The organism is Psychrobacter sp. 1Y11, from assembly GCF_052259045.1.
GTDB lineage: Bacteria > Pseudomonadota > Gammaproteobacteria > Pseudomonadales > Moraxellaceae > Psychrobacter.
In genome coordinates this window covers 215,302-234,581 of the sequence record NZ_JBQQER010000005.1, presented here as the reverse complement: position 1 = coordinate 234,581, position 19,280 = coordinate 215,302, and the positions used below count along the sequence as shown (strand labels likewise).

Here is a 19,280-nt window from a genome sequence, read left to right as displayed (position 1 = left end):
AAGGGTAACTTTAGGGCATGTCCTCCCTTTTCGTGTCCGCGTGCTTGCGATTATTAAGCAGAGTCATCTTAGTAGGGCGTGTTGAACATTAGATCATGGCACTGACAGAGATTATTTTTTAGGCGATTCAAAGGTAAAAATATCTAGCTTAGTCATTCTAAGGGGATATTTTTAGCAGAGAAGCGGCAAAAAAGAGTCCTATCCTTGCAGGCTGATGCTAAAATTGCCCCATACGGTGTTGCAAGTCTAGCTAAGGTATTAACATTATCTTCGACTTGCGCCTAGTCTGGAACGATTTTAGCGATCAGCAGTGCCTATTTATGAATGTTCAACACGCCCTAATAAAAACGGAAAAAACGAAGGCTTTAAGGTATCATAGCCTCATAAAAAATGTACCAAAAACTCTTAGTAGCTATTGCCAATTCTGCTACTCTCTTAGGCAGCATGTGTTTACTCTTTATTATACTTTTTGTGCATAATAAGCGTTCAGCTGCTAATTTTTTGGCTTGATTATTTATTTATATAAGTTTATTCATATAGGATTGTTATGTCAGCATTATCAGAACTACAACATCATCTAGCGCGCTTTTGGCAATTGCCCTACCACGATGATGCAGCGCTGAATGAAAAACTCATTGAAGTGCAAGCATGGCAGCGCGCCCGTATCGAACAAACCCATGCCGATGTCTTTGAACAACCAAAAAACCGGCCGATGGCAGATTATTTTTTGACGCAGCTCTATGGCGGTGATGAGTTCAAAAAGCTCGCCGAACAACTACAGCGTATCGTTCCTAAAGCCAAGAAAGTAGAGCGTTTCGCGCCTGCTGCAGCGTTAGAAACAGGGAGTATGGCTATTTACGCTGCTATTCTAGCCATTGAATTAGACTTGCATTTAGCGCAGTGGCTAATAGCGCAAGACTTGCCTGTCAATGCAGAGACTATGATTTGTGCTTATCGTGCGGTTGATGAAGCGGATGAACGCCGAGCGCAGCTTGGGAACCTAAAAGAAGTCTGCTACCGTACCGATAAATATATCAACTCATTTATGTTACGCAAGGCTTTTGCTATGGCAAAAGGCACCGCCTATCGCCATAATTATCAGCCGCTATATGACTTTATCGATGCAGGGTTTACTGCTATGCGCCCGTTAAAGAGCGTCAAAGGCTTTATAGAGCCTTTTTGCACGCGCGAGCTTACCATTGTCGATCAAGTCCATGCCGCGGATAATGGCGACACCGTTACCGTGTTTGCTGTATCATAGCGCTACAAATACCAGCATTAGCGCTCCTAAATCAACAACTAGCCATGCGTATCAGTAATAGGATAATCTTATGACTAACACTGCCAATGACACCCTTAATAATAGTATTAACGCTACTCATCTCGATACTAATATGCATAGCAAGCCTAACCCTCATAGCGACTTACAAGACAAGTTGGTCAAAGATAGTATCGCTAATAATCAAAATATTACCGCACAGGCACAAGCTCGCCAAAGTCCTGCGCCTAAAGTTAAGAATAAAACCATTATGAATACTAATAACACTGCAACCGACAATAATAAAACAGCTAGTCCTAAAACCAATGATTTCACGCAAGTTCAAGACCTACCAGTCGGAACCCCGCAAGGTCAACAAACCACGCTGCCTAACAACGATACGACGAGTGCCGCTACCGATAAGCAAGCCCAGTCTCAGACCAATAATGCCGCAGTCAAAAAAACAGCTTTTAATCAACGCGATGATATTAACAACCCACATACGCCTGACACTGATGGTTTAGAGCAAACGCATTTTGGCTACAAAACGGTCAATAAAGCTGAAAAACAAGCACGCGTGGCGGACGTCTTTACCTCAGTCGCCAAAAAATACGACATTATGAATGACTTGATGTCTTTTGGCATTCATCGTTTATGGAAGCGCTTCGCTATCAGCTTATCAGGTGTTCGCGCTGGCCAAAAGGTGCTCGATATCGCAGGCGGTACAGGCGATTTGGCAAAAGTATTCAGCCGTGAAGTCGGTCGTCATGGTCATGTGGTGTTATCAGATATCAACGCCGCTATGCTCGAGGTCGGCCGTGAGCGTTTAATCAATGCAGGCTGCAATAACGTCGATTTTGTCCTCGCGAATGCCGAGACTCTAGCGCCTTTCGACGATGAGAGCTTTGATCTATTGACCATCAGCTTTGGTCTACGTAACGTTACAGACAAAGATGCAGCGCTGCGCTCTATGTACCGCGTCCTCAAGCCCGGCGGCCGCTTACTTATCTTAGAGTTCTCCAAGCCTATATTTGAGCCTTTATCTAAAGCCTATGACTTATACTCATTTACGGCGCTACCGATGATGGGTAAAATCGTCGCCAATGATGCTGAGAGCTATCAATATTTAGCAGAGTCTATTCGTATGCATCCTAATCAGCAGACGCTCAAACAGATGATGCAGCAAGCGGGCTTTGTCAATTGCGATTACCACAATCTAACCGCTGGTATTGTTGCCGTGCATCGCGGTTTTAAAGCGTAACTATTAAAATTTAGAGCTTAAAGCTGAAAACCTAATCTTATTACTGTGAGAATATTATGCTAACGGTCTTACTTTTGGCAGGCGCTGAGAAGCTTATTAATGTCGCTTTGATGAGTGATGAAATCACCCAAGCCGGTCTTGAGCCCTTGGCTGGTAAAGTGCTGCGCCTCAACATGGCGGTGCCTGAGCTGCATTTAGACGTTATATTCAATCATAAGCGCTTGCGTTTTGAGCCAGTAACGATTCCTAGTGTTTTTGAGCCCCGCGGCGGCGATCACCTAGATGAGCGCGCGCAAGCGGACATGGATATGGCGCGGCTAGGCCATAGTCAGCCTGACTGCATTATTACTGTCGATAATCCCGCGCAGTTGCTCAACTTGATGCGCGACGCCACAGGTAACTTGCCTATTGAAGGCGATTATAAAGTGCTGATGCAGCTGAAACAGTTAGTCGCTGGGTTTGACCCCGACATTGCCGGTCAGCTAGAGCCACTCATTGGCAAACCTATGGCAAGTCAGTTACAGCTGCTGATCACTCAGCTCAAATGGGGTCTACGCCACAGCGGTAAGCGCGTTTTTGATGATGTCACCGACTGGGCCAATGATATCGCTGGTACCAGTGAGCCTGATCCGACGGATAAAGCTGAGGTTAATGATTTGAAGCAGCAACTGCTTAAGTTGCTCGTGGATGTTGAGCGCGAAGAGGCTAAGTTGGCAGCGCTTAGAATGGAGCAAGCGCGTTTAAGACAAAATCAATAATCTATTGCGATAACTTTTTCGCTTACAACTACCACTGTTTTAACCTTGTACCTTATCTAGAGTAATTATTGCCCATGCTACTATCTCATCGCGCACGCTTACTCGAGCTTTGGCGTATTGCCGCCAGTTATCGACTTGACACTCATTTTCCTGTAGAAGAGGCGCCGCAGCTGCAGCCTGTGGCGCGTTTACTACGTTTGCATCCTGCCGCTTGGGGCAAAAAGCATCAGCCTAATGCGGTCAAATATGCATTAGAGGATATGGGTACGCTATTTCTAAAGCTAGGCCAACTGCTCTCGACTCGTCGCGATTTAGTACCGGCTGAGATCATCGAACAACTAGTACAACTACAAGATAAGGTCAAGCCTTTCGATGTTGATACGGCTATCGCCCAAATCGAAAATAGCAAGCAGGGCTTAGGTCAGACGATTGACACCTTATTCGCCCGCTTCGATACCAAACCTTTAGCCGCCGCCTCTATTGCGCAAGTGCATACCGCCGCCCTGCCCGATGGTCGCGAAGTCGTCGTCAAAGTCGTGCGTCCTGATATTCGTGAGACTATCATTGCTGATTTTGAGTTATTACGCGAACTTGCCAATTGGGCCTCTGCGCGGATAGAGGCAGCACGCGCGGTACACCTTATCGATATCGTCGAAGACTATCGGCAAGTGATGCTCAATGAGCTGGACTTAACGCTAGAGGCGGATAATACCACTAAGATGCGTAACAACTTCTTAGGTTCAGCGCTGATGTATGTGCCTGAAGTTTATGACGCCTCAAAGAACGTCATGGTGATGGAGCGCATTCAAGGCGTGCCGATCTCGCAAGTAGAAGTCTTTGATCAGCTTGGTTATGACCGCGCGGCATTAGCAGAAAAAGGCTTAACGATATTTTTTACCCAAGTTTTTCGTGATAATTTCTTTCATGCCGATATGCATCCGGGTAATGTCTTTGTTGAGACCCCGCCTGTCACGACCCTTACCAATGAGATAACCCCTGTCAATTTAGGTCATGCGCCGCGTTACATCGGCCTTGATTGCGCAATTATGGGCACCTTATCTAAGGAAGATCAGCTGATAGTGGCGCGGATGCTACTAGCAGTAATGAATAACAACTTTACCGCCTTAGTCGATATTGTTAGTCGCGCCGGATGGATACCGCCCAATACCGATAAGCATGCCTTAGTGCGTGACATGCGCCGCACTGTTGGCCCTATGCTACAAAAATCTATCAATGAGATAGATTTTGCTGGCGTCTTGATGCAAATCTTAGACATCGCCCGCCGTCATCATATGAGTATTCCGCCGCAGCTGATGCTACTACTCAAGACCTTAGTCCATGTGGAAGGTCTAGGCCGTGATCTCTATCCTGAGCTAGATATTTGGTCGTTAGCTAAGCCGATTTTGAGCGGCTGGATCAAAGAGCAGCTTGATCCTATACGTAACTTGCAACAGCTACGTAAGCAACTGCCTGAGATTTTATTATCGAGTACTGATATCCCCAAACTACTCGATCAAGGCCTGCAAAGCTTGGCCTCACAAGGCTCACGACAAGATAGCCAACTGCGCGAGATGCAGCAAATACGCGCTGATATGCTCAACGACCGTCGCCGCGACTGGTTAGCATTAGCAGGATTTGCTATCAGTATTGCTATTGCCACCCAAGTCATAGGTTGGTTATCACCGCTGTTTTATATTTTAGCGGTTCTAGCAGTCGTCTGGCGTATTTTAGCTTAAACTTATCTCTAAAATATGCTCACTAAGACTCAGTTATCAAAAGCAATTTTTTGATAACATCATGAGTATTTTTATCGAAAATCTATTTTTTTCTAGGAGCTACTTATGTCCGCCACTACTCCTCTCGATTCCTATACTAAAAGCAGTCTGCAATCTCACAAAGATGATTCTCAGAATAACTCTAATCATAAACAACCACTCCCTACGCCAGATCATAGCGCCGCCATTACAGCGCTAAAAGAGAGGTTTGGTAAGCAGCTTAGTACCAACCTAACCACTCGCGAGCAGCATGGTCATACCATGACTTGGTTGACCAATCAGCCACCCGATGCGGTATTGACCGTTTATGATAAGCAGGAGGTAGCGGCAGCTGTCGCTATCTGTAATGACTATAAAATGCCAGTGATAGCTTTTGGTATTGGTTCGTCATTAGAAGGTCAACTTAACGCGCCACACGGTGGTCTGTGCTTAGATATGCATGCTATGGACGCTATCTTGCAGGTACATAACGAAGATCTAACCGTGACCGTGCAGCCTGGCGTCACCCGCGAGCAGCTCAATCACTATCTGCGCGATACCGGGCTATTCTTCCCAATAGATCCCGGTGCTAACGCCAGCATCGGCGGTATGGTTGCGACTCGCGCCTCAGGCACTAATGCGGTACGTTATGGCACGATAAAAGATGTAGTCCTAGCCCTTGAAGTAGTCACTGCTAGCGGAGAGATTATCCGTACTGGCACGCGCGCCAAAAAGTCCGCTGCCGGTTATGACTTAACACGTCTCATGATTGGCTCTGAGGGTACGCTAGGTATTGTGACTGAAGTGACGCTAAAACTATCCGGTATTAGCGAATGTATCGGCAGCGGACTTTGTCATTTTCCAACGGTTGAAGAAGCTTGCCAGGCGGTGATGCTCACCATCCAGATGTGCTTGCCTATTGCTCGTATTGAGCTGCTAGATAGCCTGCAAGTCAAAGCCTGCAATCTTTATGCTAATTTAGACTTGCTAGAGACGCCGACTTTATTTGTCGAATTTCATGGCACGGAAGCTAGCGTGCGTGAGCAAGCTGAAACCTTTAACGAGATTATAGAAGAGTTTAATGGTAGCGACTTTGTATGGGATACCAATGAGGCGGAGCGAAAACGTCTTTGGCAAGCTCGGCACAATGCTTATCATGCCAGCTCAGCTTTACGACCGGAAGCTAGCGCCTTATCGACAGACGCCTGCGTGCCTATATCACGCTTAGCTGAATGTGTCAGCGCGACTGCCAAGGATATCGAAGACTCAGGGATGATAGGCCCTATCGTCGGTCATGTCGGTGATGGTAATTTTCACGTCTTGCTATTAGTCGATACTAATAATCCGGAGGAAATCGCTACGGCTGACGCCATAATCAGCCGATTAGCAGTACGTGCTATCGAGATGGATGGCACTTGCACGGGTGAGCATGGTATCGGTCAAGGCAAACAAAAGTACATGGCGCAAGAACACGGTAATGCTGTCGCCGTCATGCAAGCTATAAAGTCCGCACTAGACCCTAATAACATCCTCAACCCTGGTAAGATCTGGCCACAGCCGCTAGCTGTGACGGAATAATCCACTGTTAGTTGCTCTTATTGGCTGATATTACAAACGCGCTAACTTTACGAGTCAGCGCATTTGTAATGAATAAAGAACTTTAGCCTTATTCCATCTGATCGATAGCCATCTGCGTCAATATGCGTCCGCGCGCGGTACGCAGTACATAGCCTTGCTGTATAAGGTAGGGCTCAATGACATCCTCAAGCGTACCTCTATCCTCAGCCATAGCAGCGGCGACTGCTTCTACCCCCGCCGGGCCACCATCGAAGCGCTCAAGCAATATCTCAATATAGCGTCTATCGAGATGATCAAGACCGCGTCTATCGACTGCTAGCATATCGAGCGCGCTTGCTGCTATAACGCCATTGATACTACCGTCACCTCTGACCTCGGCATAATCACGCACGCGGCGTAGCAAGCGATTGGCAATCCTTGGCGTACCGCGAGCACGGCGAGCGATTTCCACTGCTCCATCTTCGGTCATCGGCACACGCATTAGCCGCGCCGCTCGGCTAACGATAGTGGTCAAATCGGCAATATTATAAAACTCTAAACGCTGCACGATACCGAAGCGATCGCGTAGTGGCGAGGTGAGCAAACCTGCTCGCGTTGTCGCCGCCACCAAAGTAAACGGCGGCAAATCAAGCTTGATAGAGCGGGCAGCAGGTCCTTCACCAATCATAATATCGAGCTGAAAGTCCTCCATCGCAGGATAAAGAATCTCTTCGATAACAGGGCTTAAACGGTGAATCTCATCAATAAATAGTACATCGCCAGCCTCTAAATTGGTCAGCATCGCTGCTAAATCGCCAGCACGTTCTAGCACCGGTCCTGAGGTTGAGCGCAGATTACCACCCATCTCGCGGGCGATAATATTCGCTAACGTCGTTTTACCTAGACCTGGTGGGCCAAATATCAGCGTGTGATCTAGCGCCTCATCACGAGCCCGCGCCGCGCCAATGAATACTTCCATCTGCTCACGGACTACAGGCTGTCCAATATATTCAGTGAGCAATGACGGACGAATATTGACATCAGGAGCATCGCCTGCGCCTTCTAAAGGATTGATTAATCGCTCTTGGCTCATAGTTTTATCATTTTTAAAAAATTAGGGTATTAACGTATTAAATAGCATAACCAAAGTGCTTGCCTATGTCATGCATAAACGCTCAAGAAAGGACAATATAACGTAAATAAGCGACATCTAGTGTCGCTTATCGATAAGAGATTATAGAGTTGTGATCGGCGAAGTTAGCTAAAATCTGGACAGCTGCTGCAGAGTGGCTTTGAGTAAGCTTTGCGTATCCTCAAAAATAGCGCCGTCACTTTTAGCTGCTTTGATGGCCTGCTGAGCCTCTTTTTCTCTATAGCCCAAGCTCACTAGCGCTCCTTCCACCTCTGCTAAAATACTACCTTCAGAGGTGACAACAACAGGCTCTACATCAAGCTCAAACGCGCTGTTATCAACCTCAATGTTTTTCAGCTTATCTTTGAGCTCAATCAGTAAGCGCTGCGCAGTCTTTTTGCCGATACCTGGTATGCGAGTGAGCGCAACTTCCGAATCCGCTTCAACGTGCATTTTGAGCTCGGCGGCTGACATCGCTGAAAGCATCGCTAAAGCCATCTTGGCGCCAACGCCATTGATTTTGATCAATTGCCGAAACACGTCACGCTCTTTGCGATCGATAAAACCAAACAGTAGCTGCGCATCTTCGCGCACATGTAGATGCGTCCAAATGCTCGCTTGCTGTTCAAGCTGCAACTGACAAAACGAAGGTAGCGGCAGTTCGATATCATAGCCCACACCAGAAGCGGTCATAATGCAAGCGGTTGGTGCCATTAAATGCTGTACTTGCCCAGTAATCAGTCCTATCATAATGCGCTACCTGTCGTTAATGGAACTCTAAGATATCATTAAATAAGCCATTTTGACCAAAAAACTTATTTATAAAAATCAACCATATCCTCAAGGCTGATTGGGCGGATCTTATGCGCTTGACCTGCTGAGCCAAAAGCTTCAAAGCGATTGGTACAGATGTCGGACATCGCTTGCATAGAAGCTTTGAAGTACTTGCGTGGATCAAAATTGCTTGAGTTTTGAGCCAAGTGCTGACGAATCGCCCCGGTGGAAGCCAGACGCAAGTCAGTATCGATATTCACCTTACGCACACCGTGTTTGATCGCTTCAACGATTTGCTCGACAGGTACACCGTACGTCTCACCGATATCGCCGCCATACTCATTGATGACCTTTAGCCATTCTTGTGGCACCGAAGACGAGCCGTGCATTACTAAATGAGTATTTGGGATACGCGCATGAATCTCTTTGACCCGCTCAATAGATAAAATATCACCAGTAGGCGGACGGGTAAATTTATAGGCGCCATGGCTGGTACCGATCGCGATCGCTAGCGCATCGACTTGCGTATCTTTGACGAATTGCTCAGCTTCATCGCTGCTGGTCAGTAACTGCTCTTGACCTAATACTCCTTCAGCGCCAGAACCATCTTCCTCGCCTGCCATGCCAGTCTCAAGGCTACCTAAACAGCCGATCTCCCCTTCTACTGAGACGCCGCATGCATGAGAGAATTTGACCACTTCACGGGTCACGCTAGCATTGTAGTCATAGTCCATTGGTGTTTTGCCGTCTTCACCCAAAGAGCCATCCATCATCACTGACGAGAACCCTTGCTGAATAGAACGCTGACAGATCGCCGGCGACATGCCATGATCTTGGTGCATAACAACTGGAATATGCGGCCACTCTTCAATAGCAGCTAGAATCAGATGACGCAAAAAAGCGGATCCAGCATAAGTACGTGCCCCTGCACTCGCTTGCACAATCACTGGTGAATCACAAGCGTCGGCGGCCATCATGATAGCTCGCATCTGCTCTAAGTTGTTAACATTAAAGGCAGGTACGCCGTAGCTATGCTCAGCGGCATGATCTAGTAGCTGACGTAGGGATATTAAAGCCATAAAACGCTCTCTATTTAAATTTTAAAAATATGAAAATGACACTCATAATTGTTGCGGGATGATTATAGCAAACTATACCCAACTCTCGTAGTGCTTACGCTTCTATTTATCTTCTGAACACTTCGATTATAAAACTCAATGATGGATTAATTAATTAACACCGCTAAACGCAGAAAAAGCCTTGGCAATAACCAAGGCTTTTTAAATAAAGTAGAGATTTATCTTGAACTAACTACTCTCTAGGTTGCTACAAATAGTGTCAGCGGCTTTAATGAGTATTAGTATTGTTGGTCAGCTTCTACAGCCACTTCATTAGCAGCATTTTCTGTAGCATCAGCACCGTCAGCTACGGCTTCAGCCGTGCCTTGAACAGCAGCATTTGTGCCATCAGCGATAGCATCGCCAGTATTAGCTAGCGCATCGGTAGCTGCAGCTCCGGCTGTTTCAGCGCCCTGAGCAATCTCATCACCAGCATTTTGCGCGGCAACTTCAGCGTCTTGAGCAGCCAGTTCAGCTTCAGTAGCGGCAGCGTCTGTGTTAGCCGCGATATCATCACCAGCAGATTCGACAGCAGCTTCGGTGTTCTCTTCCGTTTGTTGGCTACATGCAGTGACTGCGAAAGTACCAGCAAGGACACTGGCAAGTAACAAATGACGTTTTAACATAATAAACCTCTTGTAAATAATGCATGTCAAATTACATGGTTTTGCTAGTTTATAGTTAGCAATTAGGACATGCAATAAAAATTTTCAGTATATTAACAATATAATAACTGCTTCAACTCACTATTCTTAAACATGATCGAATGACGACTACGCTTACGAATAATTTGACAGCCTACCTCAGTTGATTTACGAAGTTTGTACGCCTAATGTTACTATCAGCGATATTAAGCGCTCAATTGTAAGGCGGCCACGGCAGGTAACACCTTTCCTTCGACAAACTCTAAGAAAGCACCGCCTCCTGTCGACATATAACTCACGCCGTCAGCGACTTGATACTTATCAATGGCGGCTAAAGTATCGCCGCCGCCAGCTATCGAAAACCCGGCGCTCTCTTGCACGGCTTTGGCGATAATTTGCGTACCTGTGCCAAAAGCATCTACTTCAAAGACCCCAACAGGGCCATTCCATAAGATAGTCTTAGCATTATTGATAGCGTCAGCCAGTTTTTTGGCGCTTTGCTCAGCGATATCTAAAATCATATCATCAGCGGCTATATCGGTAACTGCTTTGACCTCAGCATTGGCTTGCTGTAATGAGCCCGTAAAATCTGCAAAATCGATATCATTCTTATTTGCGGTGATCACATACTCTGGCAGTAAAATATCGGTTTTAGTCATAATATCACGCGCGGTATCGACTAAGTCCGCCTCAAATAGAGAAGCTCCGACGTTATGTCCTTGCGCCGCCAAGAAGGTGTTTGCAATACCACCACCAACGATGATTTGGCGGCAGACTTCAGCTAGGCTATGCAATACTTCAAGCTTAGTAGACACTTTTGAGCCACCAACAATCGCTAGCATGGGCTGAGCTGGCGTCTCAAGCGCTCGGCTGAGAGCATCAAGCTCAGCGGCTAATAGTGGCCCTGCACAAGCGACTTTACCCGCCTGATGCATCGCTTGGGTAACCCCTTCTGTAGACGCCTGCGCCCGGTGAGCGGTGCCAAAAGCATCCATCACAAAGACGTCACACAAGTCAGCATAGTGCTGCGATAAGCTAGCATCGTTACTTTTTTCACCTTTATTGAAGCGAACATTCTCAAGCAGCACCACTTCCCCAGGCTGAATATTGACCTTGTTCTCTAAGTAATCACGGTTTAAAGTGACCGGCTTGGTGATTCGCATTTCTAGCTTATGCGTTAAATAGGCGGCGACAGGCGCTAGCGAGTATTTGCCTTCTGGGCTACCTTCGGTCGGACGACCCAAATGAGAGCAAATAATAACTGCCGCGCCTTTGTCTAGGGCCATCTGGATAGTCGGCAAGCTCGCTTGCAAACGCGCATCGCTCATTACTTTACCGTCTTTAATGGGTACATTGAGATCTTCTCGAATTAAAACGACCTTACCCGTCAATTCCAGCTCACTCATACGCAAAAAGTTCATGACCACTTCTACCTTATTGTCTTTTATTGAATGTTCAGTTTATTCATTCGGGCGTGTTGAGCACGTCCAACTGCTTTGACACTATTTTATTTAACAAGCCGACACGCCGCATTTACTAACTTTTATGTATAGCGCTATTTCTGCGCTGCATTTTAGCGGTCTATCTAATATACCGTCAACTCAATCTAGCTTATATTTATACCTAATAAACTGGGCACCTTTATAATAAACCTTCGATAAACCTCAGTAACATTTCGTGGTGGTACTATTGGCTTATCCGCCTTAAGCTGATACGGTACAAAACAACAAAAACCAGTAGGAGAGTATAATGAGTATTGATTTAGATGTGGCCAAAAAAACACTATTAGACCTAAAAGAAGAATACCAAACTCGCATCGATAACATTGAAGATCATATTCAAAACCCACAAGATGAGCTCAATAAAGATTGGGAAGATCAAGCGATCTCTATTCGTCAAAACGATACACGCCAGCTCCTTGCAGCAGAAGCCAGGCAAAACCTTGTTTATGTTAATGACGCTCTAAGCCGTATCGAAAATGGCACTTATACTGAATGTGAAGTCTGCGGCGAGCCTATTCAAGAAGAGCGTCTAAAAGCCGTGCCTTATGCGACTTTATGTATGGAGCACGCGGAATAAAGCTATCTAAAACTCTCGTTAAACCTATTATCGATAATAATCAAGGCGTGTTTAGATTTAAACACGCCTTTCTTAGGCCGCTCTTGCTCTGTATCGTTTGGGTAATTTGAGCTGTGACTCTCTTGATGGCAACCTATATTGAGCTGGGCGCATTCCACGCGCTCAAAGCTTGCTGCCACTGCTGGCATCGATGAGCGATTTTATCAACGCTCAAATCCATAATATCTCCAACAACCGCGATATAACGAATAGGCAAACCTTGTAGCTGAATAATATTCTCTACCGTTAGACCGCCTATCACACAGATATCTATTTCTTGCTCGCATCCTGCTATAAGCTTCGAGCGCTCTATAGGCTCGGCATTAGGCTTAGTCGTTGAGCTAAAGATAGCGCCCATTGCCGCGTAGCTTGCGCCTTCGCTATTGGCCTTGATGACCAAATCGACATCATCATGACAAGTACGCCCAATTACTTGCTTGCTACCTAAGCGCTGCCTGGCCTTCTCGACACTGCCATCGCTCTGCCCTAAATGCACGCCCGCGCTCAGCTTCTCCGCTAGTGCTATATCGTCATTAATAACGACTGCAACCTTGTATTTATTGGCGAGCGCTACTATTTGCAGCGCTTCTTGGTAGAGTTTAGCGGCACCATCTTTTGACGCCAAAACTTGTTTGCGGCGGATCTGGAGTAAGTGCACCACCCCTGTCGCCAAAGCAGTCTCTAGCTTAGCCATCAGTACTGGCAACTCGTCATCATTAGTCAGTAAATACAGCTTGGGGATTGGTAGATTTGATGGGGTCAATAGCTCAGTCATATCGTGGGTGACTCAATTGAGGTTTAGATAATTTATTCACTATGCAAGTCAAGATCTACGTTTTATATCTTTAATTAAATGTCAGCTTTCAAAATAATTATTATAAAAAAGGCTGTTACCTTAAATAACAGCCTAATAATAATCACAATACTAGGATAGTCTTTACACCGTACGGCGGCTCGCCAAACTATTCAAGATATTCTTGGCATCGCCCCAACGTGTCGCTGAGCTGTTAGCGCCTAAGATCACAATAATGGCTGGACGATTATTGACGCGAGTTTCCATGACTACGCAGCGGCCTGCCTCATTAATAAACCCTGTCTTGGAGATACCGATAGGATAGCTACCTGAGCGAACTAAGCTGCTAGTATTATTGGCAGAATAGGTGCGGTTACCACTAGCGTAATTGGCCACATAAAAATCATAGCTCTTAGTGGTAGAGAAGCGGCGAATCACATCATAATTACCAGCGGCGCGTACCATCTTTACCAAATCATTTGAGGAGGCAACATTACGCTTATCCAGTCCAGTCGGATCACCAAAGAAAGCGGTTGTCATACCGAGCTCTTGAGCTTTACGGTTCATCGCCCGCATAAAGGCATCATAGCCGCCTGGATAGTTACGAGCTAAGCTTTTTGCCGCTGGGTTTTCAGACTTCATCAAAGACATCAATAGCATCTCAGCACGGTTTAAGCGATCACCTGATTTTAGACGTGAGCTGGCACGCTTAGGACCCACAAAATCCTCAGGCTCGAGTATCAGCTCCTCACGCATATCTAGGCCACTATCTAGCACCACCATAGCAGTCATTACTTTGGTAATACTTGCCATCGGCCGAGCGATATCAGCGTCTTTTTCGTAAATGGACTCGCCAGTTTCCGCATCGATCACCGCCACACTACGAGAATCGGTGCTAATTGGAATCATGTCGCTGCTACCAAAACTGCCGCGGTAGGTAGTATTGTAGCTATTGCTGGAGTTGAATCTATTATTGCTGCTACCATAGCTATTAGCGTTGGTAATATTGGTGGTGCCGTAACCGTTATCTACTTTTTTGATGCCTGAACCACTATTAGAGCGGCTGACACTAGACGACTTGCTGTACATAATGTTACGAGCTTCTGACAAACTATCAGCGCCGCCCCAACTGACGCGAGCACTAGCTTCAGGGTTACCATTAATTGTAAGCGCCGCTTGCGCAACACCGCCCAAACTCATCGAAATCAGAGCAGCAACGAGCTGCTGTTTGGTTAATGATAAATTTCTCATTCTTCCCCCTAAGGTTAGTATGGCATCAGTCACCAATTATAATAGACAACCGATAGATAAATAGCGTGCAACGACTATGTTTAAATGTGGCTAAATAATGACTAGCTCACTATCAGCTCATTAATAAATTATTACCAATATAGCCCAATGACGACTAGCAAATGATTACTAAGATAGTATTGTGTACTTTTAGTGTATCATGGTTTGTATTTTAGAGTAATCGACTATGCCATCTACGTAAACCTTTTTGAGTCTTGAGTAAACTTTGCTACATTTGCTTTAGTTTTTAGCAATATTGATTAACATTTCAGTAATATATAATACGATCAACTCGTTCTTTTTCAAAGTCTTTATCTCTAAGATTTTATCTACAAAATGGTTTTATTTTTAGCCGTAAATGATAGCTTGTAAAAAAAGTAGTAATAAAACACGCTGTGGACAGTATAATTAAGAGTATAACTATGATTAGAGTATTAGTAGTAGACGATCACGATCTGGTACGTATGGGTATTAGTCGGATGTTAGCCGATAGTGCTGATATCGAAGTTGTAGGTGAAGCTGACGGCGGAGACATGGCTATCAAACTGGCGCGTGAGCTGACTCCTGATGTCATCTTACTTGATGTCAATATGCCTAATATTGGTGGTTTAGAAGCAACTAAACGCTTGGTACAACTCGATATAGGCTGTAAGATCTTAGCAGTGAGTAGCGTCGTTACTCAGCCCTACCCTTCTATGCTGCTTAAAGCGGGCGTCAATGGTTATATCACCAAAGGAACGCCTCTTGATGAGATGATAAGAGCGATCAAAAAAGTGTATCAAGGGGGCCGTTATTTCAGTCATGATGTGGCCGAGCAGCTCGCGGAAGTGTTACTCTCTGATAAAGCTGGCTCGCCTTTTGATCTACTAAGCGACAGAGAAAAACAGGTAGCAATGATGGTGGTTAATTGTCAAAGTCCACAAGAAATCGCCGATCAGCTATTTGTGAGTGTCAAAACGATCAACACTTACCGCTACCGCATCTACGAAAAAGTAGGAGTCGATAGTGATGTAAAGTTGACGCACTTAGCCATTCGTCATGGTTTGATTCAGCCCTAAGTTAAATACTCGCGACTCTTATTTGGTTTGGTTTAATGCTCTTATGGAGTGTCAGTATCTTAATACTTTGTTCTATCGAGACTTTATTCTCTCAGCACTTTACTGATTTGAAGTGAGTCTAAGCAATTTAATACTGTTTAATGCCGTGCTGTCGTTGAAGTGACCTACTATGATGCTATCTTTATTATACTGCTGTGATACCTCTGCTTTATGACCCTATTAGCCAAAACGATGACTATCATCAACAACTATCGTCAGCAAAACGATACTCTGCCTTCCTCACAGCTACGTAGATTGGGACTGGTTTATAGCAGTTACCGCCTTGTCGTTAACGTATTTTATTTAATCTTAGCTTATGCTAATGCTAATGCTAATGCTGATGCTGATAATTTGCTCTTACCTAGTTTACTACAGCAGACAGCATTGGTATTTTACACGCTACTTAGTATTATTTTGCTGGGTTTATTCTATGTCGTGCGTAAGCGCCCACAGCGCCAGCTCGGCTTTGGCTTAGTAGTCGATATCATTATGCTCAGCTTGCTGCTCTATAGCAGTGGCGCGCCAGATTTACAACTGACGATGCTGTATATGGTGGTAGTTGCCGCAAGCTTTATGTTACTTCCCGGCTCGCAAGCGCTAGTCATCACTTTGCTCGCCGTTATCTTTGTTATTTATCAGCAGTTTTTTTATGCTCTCTCTAGTAGCATCAGCTTAGCAAATCTAGGCGACGCGCTGCTCATGTCCGCCAGCTTTTTGGTCGTTGGTTTTTTGAGTTGGACAATATCGCAGCGTTTATTACACGTTGAAAAAGTCTCAGCACAGCAAGCAAAAGAAGTCGCCCGACTCAATGATATCAATCAAGAAGTTATCAGCCAAATGGTCAATGGCGTTATAGTCCTAGATCAGCAGCAGGTTGTACTGGCCAATCGCGCTACTTATCAGCTATTAGGTATCACTGAAAAAAACAATGCGCTAGAAAACTTTCAACAGCAATTAGCGCATCTACACGCTCAGTTATTAGAGACTTGTTTGGCGGTACCTGCGGGGCAAACGCGACTGTTTACTTATAAGCTACCAACGACTATAGAAGCTTCGATCGTGGCGCGCTTACGGGTACAAGTCACTCCACTAGAAGACTATAGCCGCCTGATAATATTAGAAGATTTACGCCGTGAACAAGCCAGCGCACAACAGCTAAAGCTTGCCTCACTTGGACAGCTAACCGCTAGTATTGCTCATGAGATTCGTAACCCCTTATCAGCCATCTCACAAGCCAGCCAGCTCCTTATGGAAGAAGTTGATGACCAGCCTGTCAATACGGTTGAAACTGCGGCGGCTAATAGCGTAGATGATGGTAATCAAGAGCTGTACAAGATGATATTCTCACAAACCAAACGCGTTAACAGAATCATTGAAGATGTGTTAAAGCTCTCTAAACGACAGCCGCCCAATAAACACAGCATTGAGCTTAAGAGCTGGATGGTAGAGTTTATTGCGAATCATTTTAATGGTCATGATGTCTTTTTATCCGGTACAGTGCAGCCTCTTATTGTCTTTGATACCGATCAATTAGAGCAGATATTGATTAATTTAATCAATAATGGTCTGCGCTACAGTAGTTTATCCCACCCTCATGCTTACGTAGAAGTAGAGGTTTATAGTCGACGCAACGATGTTATAATCGATATATTAGATAAGGGTGCAGGGGTAAAAAGCGCTGACATTGAGCACTTATTTGAGCCTTTTTTTACCACTGACAAAGCCGGTACGGGCTTAGGTTTATACTTATCACAAGCGTTTAGCGAAGCTAATCAGGCGCGTTTAATCTATGTTCCTGAGCACGAAAAAACTTGCTTTCGCCTGATTATCCCAGCTATTTCGGCAGAAGCAAATCACGTAGACAGCGCTAGTATTTAAACCGTGATTTAGTTTACGGCCGACTTTATCTGCACTTTATATCTATTGATCTATAATCATTGATCTATTATCACTGCTCCATACCAATTTTATTTATTGAACATTGGACACTGAATATTGAAAGGTTATTTATGACAGCAACCGCACTGGTCGTCGATGACGAAGTAGATTTGTGCCGCTTAATGCAAATCACCCTGACTAAAATGGGCATCAAAAGCGATGTCGCTTATGATTTAGCGCAGGCAAAAGCTTACTGGCAAGCCAATGAATACGATTTTTGTCTAACAGATCTGCAATTGCCTGATGGCTCTGGTCTTGAGCTAGTCAAGCTGATCAGTAGCAGCTCTTGTGTGCCGGTGGCTGTCATTACCGCGCATGGTAGTATGGACTTAGCAATCGAAGCCCTAAAATTAGGAGCATTCGATTTTGTCAATAAGCCTCTGGAGCTACCGCGTTTACGGCAGGTGGTCGAAAACGCTCTAAAAGTCATTCGTCAAGATGATGCTCAAACAGTAGACACGCAAACGCCTGAGCAGCAATTGTTAGACCAACGTTTGATTGGTGACACTCAGGTCATGCATACGCTAAAATCTACTATCTTAAAGCTCGCCCGCTCGCAAGCGCCGGTATTTTTATCAGGGGCGTCAGGTACGGGTAAAGAAGTCGCCGCTCGGCTCATTCATGATCTAAGTCCTCGCCGTGAGGCGCACTTTGTTCCTGTCAACTGCGGCGCTATCCCCTCTGAGCTAATGGAGTCAGAGTTTTTCGGTCATAAAAAAGGCAGCTTTACCGGTGCCGTGGCTGATAAGCAAGGACTGTTTCAACAGGCCAATGGCGGGACATTGTTTTTGGACGAAATTGCAGACTTACCGTTAGCCATGCAAGTCAAGCTACTGCGCGCTATTCAAGAAAAAACCGTACGGGCGATTGGTGATACCAAAGAGGTCGCCGTTGACATTCGCCTGTTATCCGCGACCCATAAAGATCTGGCTCAGCTGGTAGCTGCTAACAACTTTAGACAAGACTTATATTACCGTATCAATGTCATAGAGCTAAAGCTGCCAGCCCTTAATGAACGAGCTCACGATATTCCAGCTTTGGCTCAGCATTTCTTGGCTTTGATTCGTGAGGAATGGCAACTAGAAGGGTCACCGCAATTAAGCGAGGATGCTATTCAGCGTCTAAAGGCGCATCATTTTGCCGGTAACGTCCGTGAGCTACGTAACTTATTAGAGCGAGCGATAACGTTAGCGGAGAGTGATATCATCGCGGTTGAGCACTTAGGATTACCAGATCCTGACGGGTCATCGTCTGAGCAATCACCTTTCCATCAGTCGCAACCTATGACTAAGCAGACTACTCAAACAACTTTATCAGATAGTTCAGCCCCTATTATCAATAGTTTATCAGCGGACACTCCTCAAGCCGAAGAGCCAGTAAAAAAAGCCGTAGCTACCAAGTCTAGCCGTCCTTATCGGGTACAAAGCCCATCGTTCGCACCGGACTCTATTCACCCCTTTAGTACGGATAGCTTAACAGAGCATAAAACCGTCAAGCCTAGCTCAGAGAGTCAGACTAACCAGCTAAATAATATGCAAAAAGACACGAAAGCAAGTGTATCAGTAGCGACTCAAAAAAGCACCCCTGCTGAATTACCCGAAAAAGGCTTAGAGGCTTATCTACAGCAGCAAGAAAAACAGCTTATTATCACCGCGCTGCAACAGACTGGCTGGAATAAAACACAGGCCGCTGAGCTCCTAGGCACGACCTTTCGTTCCTTACGTTATCGCATGAAAAAGCTTGAGATTGCTGAAGAGCAAACGGACTGATAGCTTCGCCATTAGGCGG

16 protein-coding genes are annotated in these 19,280 nt (G+C 45.4%); 9 read left to right on the top strand and 7 right to left on the bottom strand.

Features of this window, described 5'->3' with window-relative positions; all coding sequences use genetic code 11:
* The first annotated feature begins 547 nt into the window (after window positions 1-547).
* The 5 genes from ACTXGJ_RS06635 (at window position 548) to ACTXGJ_RS06615 (ending at window position 6,609) form a co-directional block, all read left to right on the top strand.
* Window positions 548-1,261 carry an FFLEELY motif protein gene (locus tag ACTXGJ_RS06635; protein ID WP_439242431.1) on the top strand — a complete coding sequence of 238 codons (714 nt, stop codon included), beginning with the start codon at window positions 548-550 and terminating at the stop codon, window positions 1,259-1,261.
* A gap of 268 nt (window positions 1,262-1,529) precedes the next feature.
* Window positions 1,530-2,519 carry a bifunctional demethylmenaquinone methyltransferase/2-methoxy-6-polyprenyl-1,4-benzoquinol methylase UbiE gene (gene ubiE, locus ACTXGJ_RS06630; protein ID WP_439242795.1) on the top strand — a complete coding sequence of 330 codons (990 nt, stop codon included), beginning with the start codon at window positions 1,530-1,532 and terminating at the stop codon, window positions 2,517-2,519.
* A 56-nt stretch (window positions 2,520-2,575) separates the two neighbouring features.
* Window positions 2,576-3,277, top strand: coding sequence for a hypothetical protein (locus ACTXGJ_RS06625; protein WP_443565432.1), 702 nt, complete (start codon window positions 2,576-2,578; stop codon window positions 3,275-3,277).
* Between the two features lie 74 nt (window positions 3,278-3,351).
* Entirely contained in the window at window positions 3,352-5,013 is a 1,662-nt protein-coding gene (locus ACTXGJ_RS06620; RefSeq protein ID WP_443565431.1) for an ABC1 kinase family protein, read from the top strand.
* A gap of 105 nt (window positions 5,014-5,118) precedes the next feature.
* A complete protein-coding gene (locus ACTXGJ_RS06615) occupies window positions 5,119-6,609 on the top strand; it encodes an FAD-binding oxidoreductase (RefSeq protein WP_443565430.1) in 1,491 nt (496 codons plus the stop codon).
* 88 nt (window positions 6,610-6,697) lie between these two features.
* Here the strand turns inward: ACTXGJ_RS06615 and ruvB are convergent, their stop codons facing one another.
* From ruvB to ACTXGJ_RS06590, 5 genes are all read right to left on the bottom strand, one after another.
* Window positions 6,698-7,681, bottom strand: a complete 984-nt coding sequence (gene ruvB / locus ACTXGJ_RS06610; RefSeq protein WP_439242439.1) for a Holliday junction branch migration DNA helicase RuvB — start codon at window positions 7,679-7,681, stop codon at window positions 6,698-6,700.
* A gap of 168 nt (window positions 7,682-7,849) precedes the next feature.
* Window positions 7,850-8,470, bottom strand: a complete 621-nt coding sequence (ruvA, locus tag ACTXGJ_RS06605; protein WP_443565429.1) for a Holliday junction branch migration protein RuvA — start codon at window positions 8,468-8,470, stop codon at window positions 7,850-7,852.
* A gap of 65 nt (window positions 8,471-8,535) precedes the next feature.
* On the bottom strand, window positions 8,536-9,573 hold the full coding sequence (gene fba / locus ACTXGJ_RS06600; protein WP_443565428.1) for a class II fructose-bisphosphate aldolase: 1,038 nt from the start codon (window positions 9,571-9,573) through the stop codon (window positions 8,536-8,538).
* Window positions 9,574-9,851: 278 nt separating this feature from the next.
* Window positions 9,852-10,238 (bottom strand): hypothetical protein, encoded by a 387-nt coding sequence (locus tag ACTXGJ_RS06595; RefSeq protein ID WP_439242446.1) that lies wholly within the window; start codon window positions 10,236-10,238, stop codon window positions 9,852-9,854.
* Between the two features lie 224 nt (window positions 10,239-10,462).
* Entirely contained in the window at window positions 10,463-11,677 is a 1,215-nt protein-coding gene (locus ACTXGJ_RS06590) for a phosphoglycerate kinase (protein ID WP_443565427.1), read from the bottom strand.
* 328 nt (window positions 11,678-12,005) lie between these two features.
* On the opposite strand from ACTXGJ_RS06590, the gene ACTXGJ_RS06585 reads away from it, so the two are divergent.
* Entirely contained in the window at window positions 12,006-12,335 is a 330-nt protein-coding gene (locus ACTXGJ_RS06585) for a TraR/DksA family transcriptional regulator (RefSeq protein WP_443565426.1), read from the top strand.
* A gap of 133 nt (window positions 12,336-12,468) precedes the next feature.
* Here the strand turns inward: ACTXGJ_RS06585 and ACTXGJ_RS06580 are convergent, their stop codons facing one another.
* Together ACTXGJ_RS06580 and ACTXGJ_RS06575 are read right to left on the bottom strand one after the other, a co-directional pair.
* Window positions 12,469-13,149 (bottom strand): thiamine phosphate synthase, encoded by a 681-nt coding sequence (locus ACTXGJ_RS06580; RefSeq protein ID WP_443565425.1) that lies wholly within the window; start codon window positions 13,147-13,149, stop codon window positions 12,469-12,471.
* A 162-nt stretch (window positions 13,150-13,311) separates the two neighbouring features.
* Window positions 13,312-14,418 (bottom strand): serine hydrolase, encoded by a 1,107-nt coding sequence (locus ACTXGJ_RS06575; RefSeq protein ID WP_439242454.1) that lies wholly within the window; start codon window positions 14,416-14,418, stop codon window positions 13,312-13,314.
* Window positions 14,419-14,879: 461 nt separating this feature from the next.
* Here ACTXGJ_RS06575 and ACTXGJ_RS06570 point away from each other — a divergent pair, with 461 nt between their 5' ends.
* The 3 genes from ACTXGJ_RS06570 (at window position 14,880) to ACTXGJ_RS06560 (ending at window position 19,261) form a co-directional block, all read left to right on the top strand.
* A complete protein-coding gene (locus ACTXGJ_RS06570) occupies window positions 14,880-15,515 on the top strand; it encodes a response regulator (RefSeq protein WP_439242456.1) in 636 nt (211 codons plus the stop codon).
* A 210-nt stretch (window positions 15,516-15,725) separates the two neighbouring features.
* Window positions 15,726-17,432: a sensor histidine kinase gene (locus ACTXGJ_RS06565; protein ID WP_443565424.1), complete on the top strand. Its 1,707-nt coding sequence runs from the start codon at window positions 15,726-15,728 to the stop codon at window positions 17,430-17,432.
* Window positions 17,433-17,563: 131 nt separating this feature from the next.
* Entirely contained in the window at window positions 17,564-19,261 is a 1,698-nt protein-coding gene (locus ACTXGJ_RS06560; RefSeq protein WP_443565423.1) for a sigma-54-dependent transcriptional regulator, read from the top strand.
* Window positions 19,262-19,280 lie beyond the last annotated feature (19 nt).

What these genes read in the sequence shown, in the direction of transcription:
- ACTXGJ_RS06635 (WP_439242431.1), top strand. Translation starts at nt 548, where the DNA reads ATGTCAGCATTATCAGAACTACAACATCATCTAGCGCGCTTTTGGCAA.
- ubiE (WP_439242795.1), top strand. Translation starts at nt 1,530, where the DNA reads ATGAATACTAATAACACTGCAACCGACAATAATAAAACAGCTAGTCCT.
- ACTXGJ_RS06580 (WP_443565425.1), bottom strand. Translation starts at nt 13,149, where the DNA reads ATGACTGAGCTATTGACCCCATCAAATCTACCAATCCCCAAGCTGTAT.
- ACTXGJ_RS06625 (WP_443565432.1), top strand. Translation starts at nt 2,576, where the DNA reads ATGCTAACGGTCTTACTTTTGGCAGGCGCTGAGAAGCTTATTAATGTC.
- ACTXGJ_RS06585 (WP_443565426.1), top strand. Translation starts at nt 12,006, where the DNA reads ATGAGTATTGATTTAGATGTGGCCAAAAAAACACTATTAGACCTAAAA.
- ACTXGJ_RS06565 (WP_443565424.1), top strand. Translation starts at nt 15,726, where the DNA reads ATGACCCTATTAGCCAAAACGATGACTATCATCAACAACTATCGTCAG.
- ACTXGJ_RS06590 (WP_443565427.1), bottom strand. Translation starts at nt 11,677, where the DNA reads ATGAACTTTTTGCGTATGAGTGAGCTGGAATTGACGGGTAAGGTCGTT.
- ACTXGJ_RS06570 (WP_439242456.1), top strand. Translation starts at nt 14,880, where the DNA reads ATGATTAGAGTATTAGTAGTAGACGATCACGATCTGGTACGTATGGGT.
- ACTXGJ_RS06615 (WP_443565430.1), top strand. Translation starts at nt 5,119, where the DNA reads ATGTCCGCCACTACTCCTCTCGATTCCTATACTAAAAGCAGTCTGCAA.
- ACTXGJ_RS06575 (WP_439242454.1), bottom strand. Translation starts at nt 14,418, where the DNA reads ATGAGAAATTTATCATTAACCAAACAGCAGCTCGTTGCTGCTCTGATT.
- ruvB (WP_439242439.1), bottom strand. Translation starts at nt 7,681, where the DNA reads ATGAGCCAAGAGCGATTAATCAATCCTTTAGAAGGCGCAGGCGATGCT.
- fba (WP_443565428.1), bottom strand. Translation starts at nt 9,573, where the DNA reads ATGGCTTTAATATCCCTACGTCAGCTACTAGATCATGCCGCTGAGCAT.
- ACTXGJ_RS06560 (WP_443565423.1), top strand. Translation starts at nt 17,564, where the DNA reads ATGACAGCAACCGCACTGGTCGTCGATGACGAAGTAGATTTGTGCCGC.
- ruvA (WP_443565429.1), bottom strand. Translation starts at nt 8,470, where the DNA reads ATGATAGGACTGATTACTGGGCAAGTACAGCATTTAATGGCACCAACC.
- ACTXGJ_RS06595 (WP_439242446.1), bottom strand. Translation starts at nt 10,238, where the DNA reads ATGTTAAAACGTCATTTGTTACTTGCCAGTGTCCTTGCTGGTACTTTC.
- ACTXGJ_RS06620 (WP_443565431.1), top strand. Translation starts at nt 3,352, where the DNA reads ATGCTACTATCTCATCGCGCACGCTTACTCGAGCTTTGGCGTATTGCC.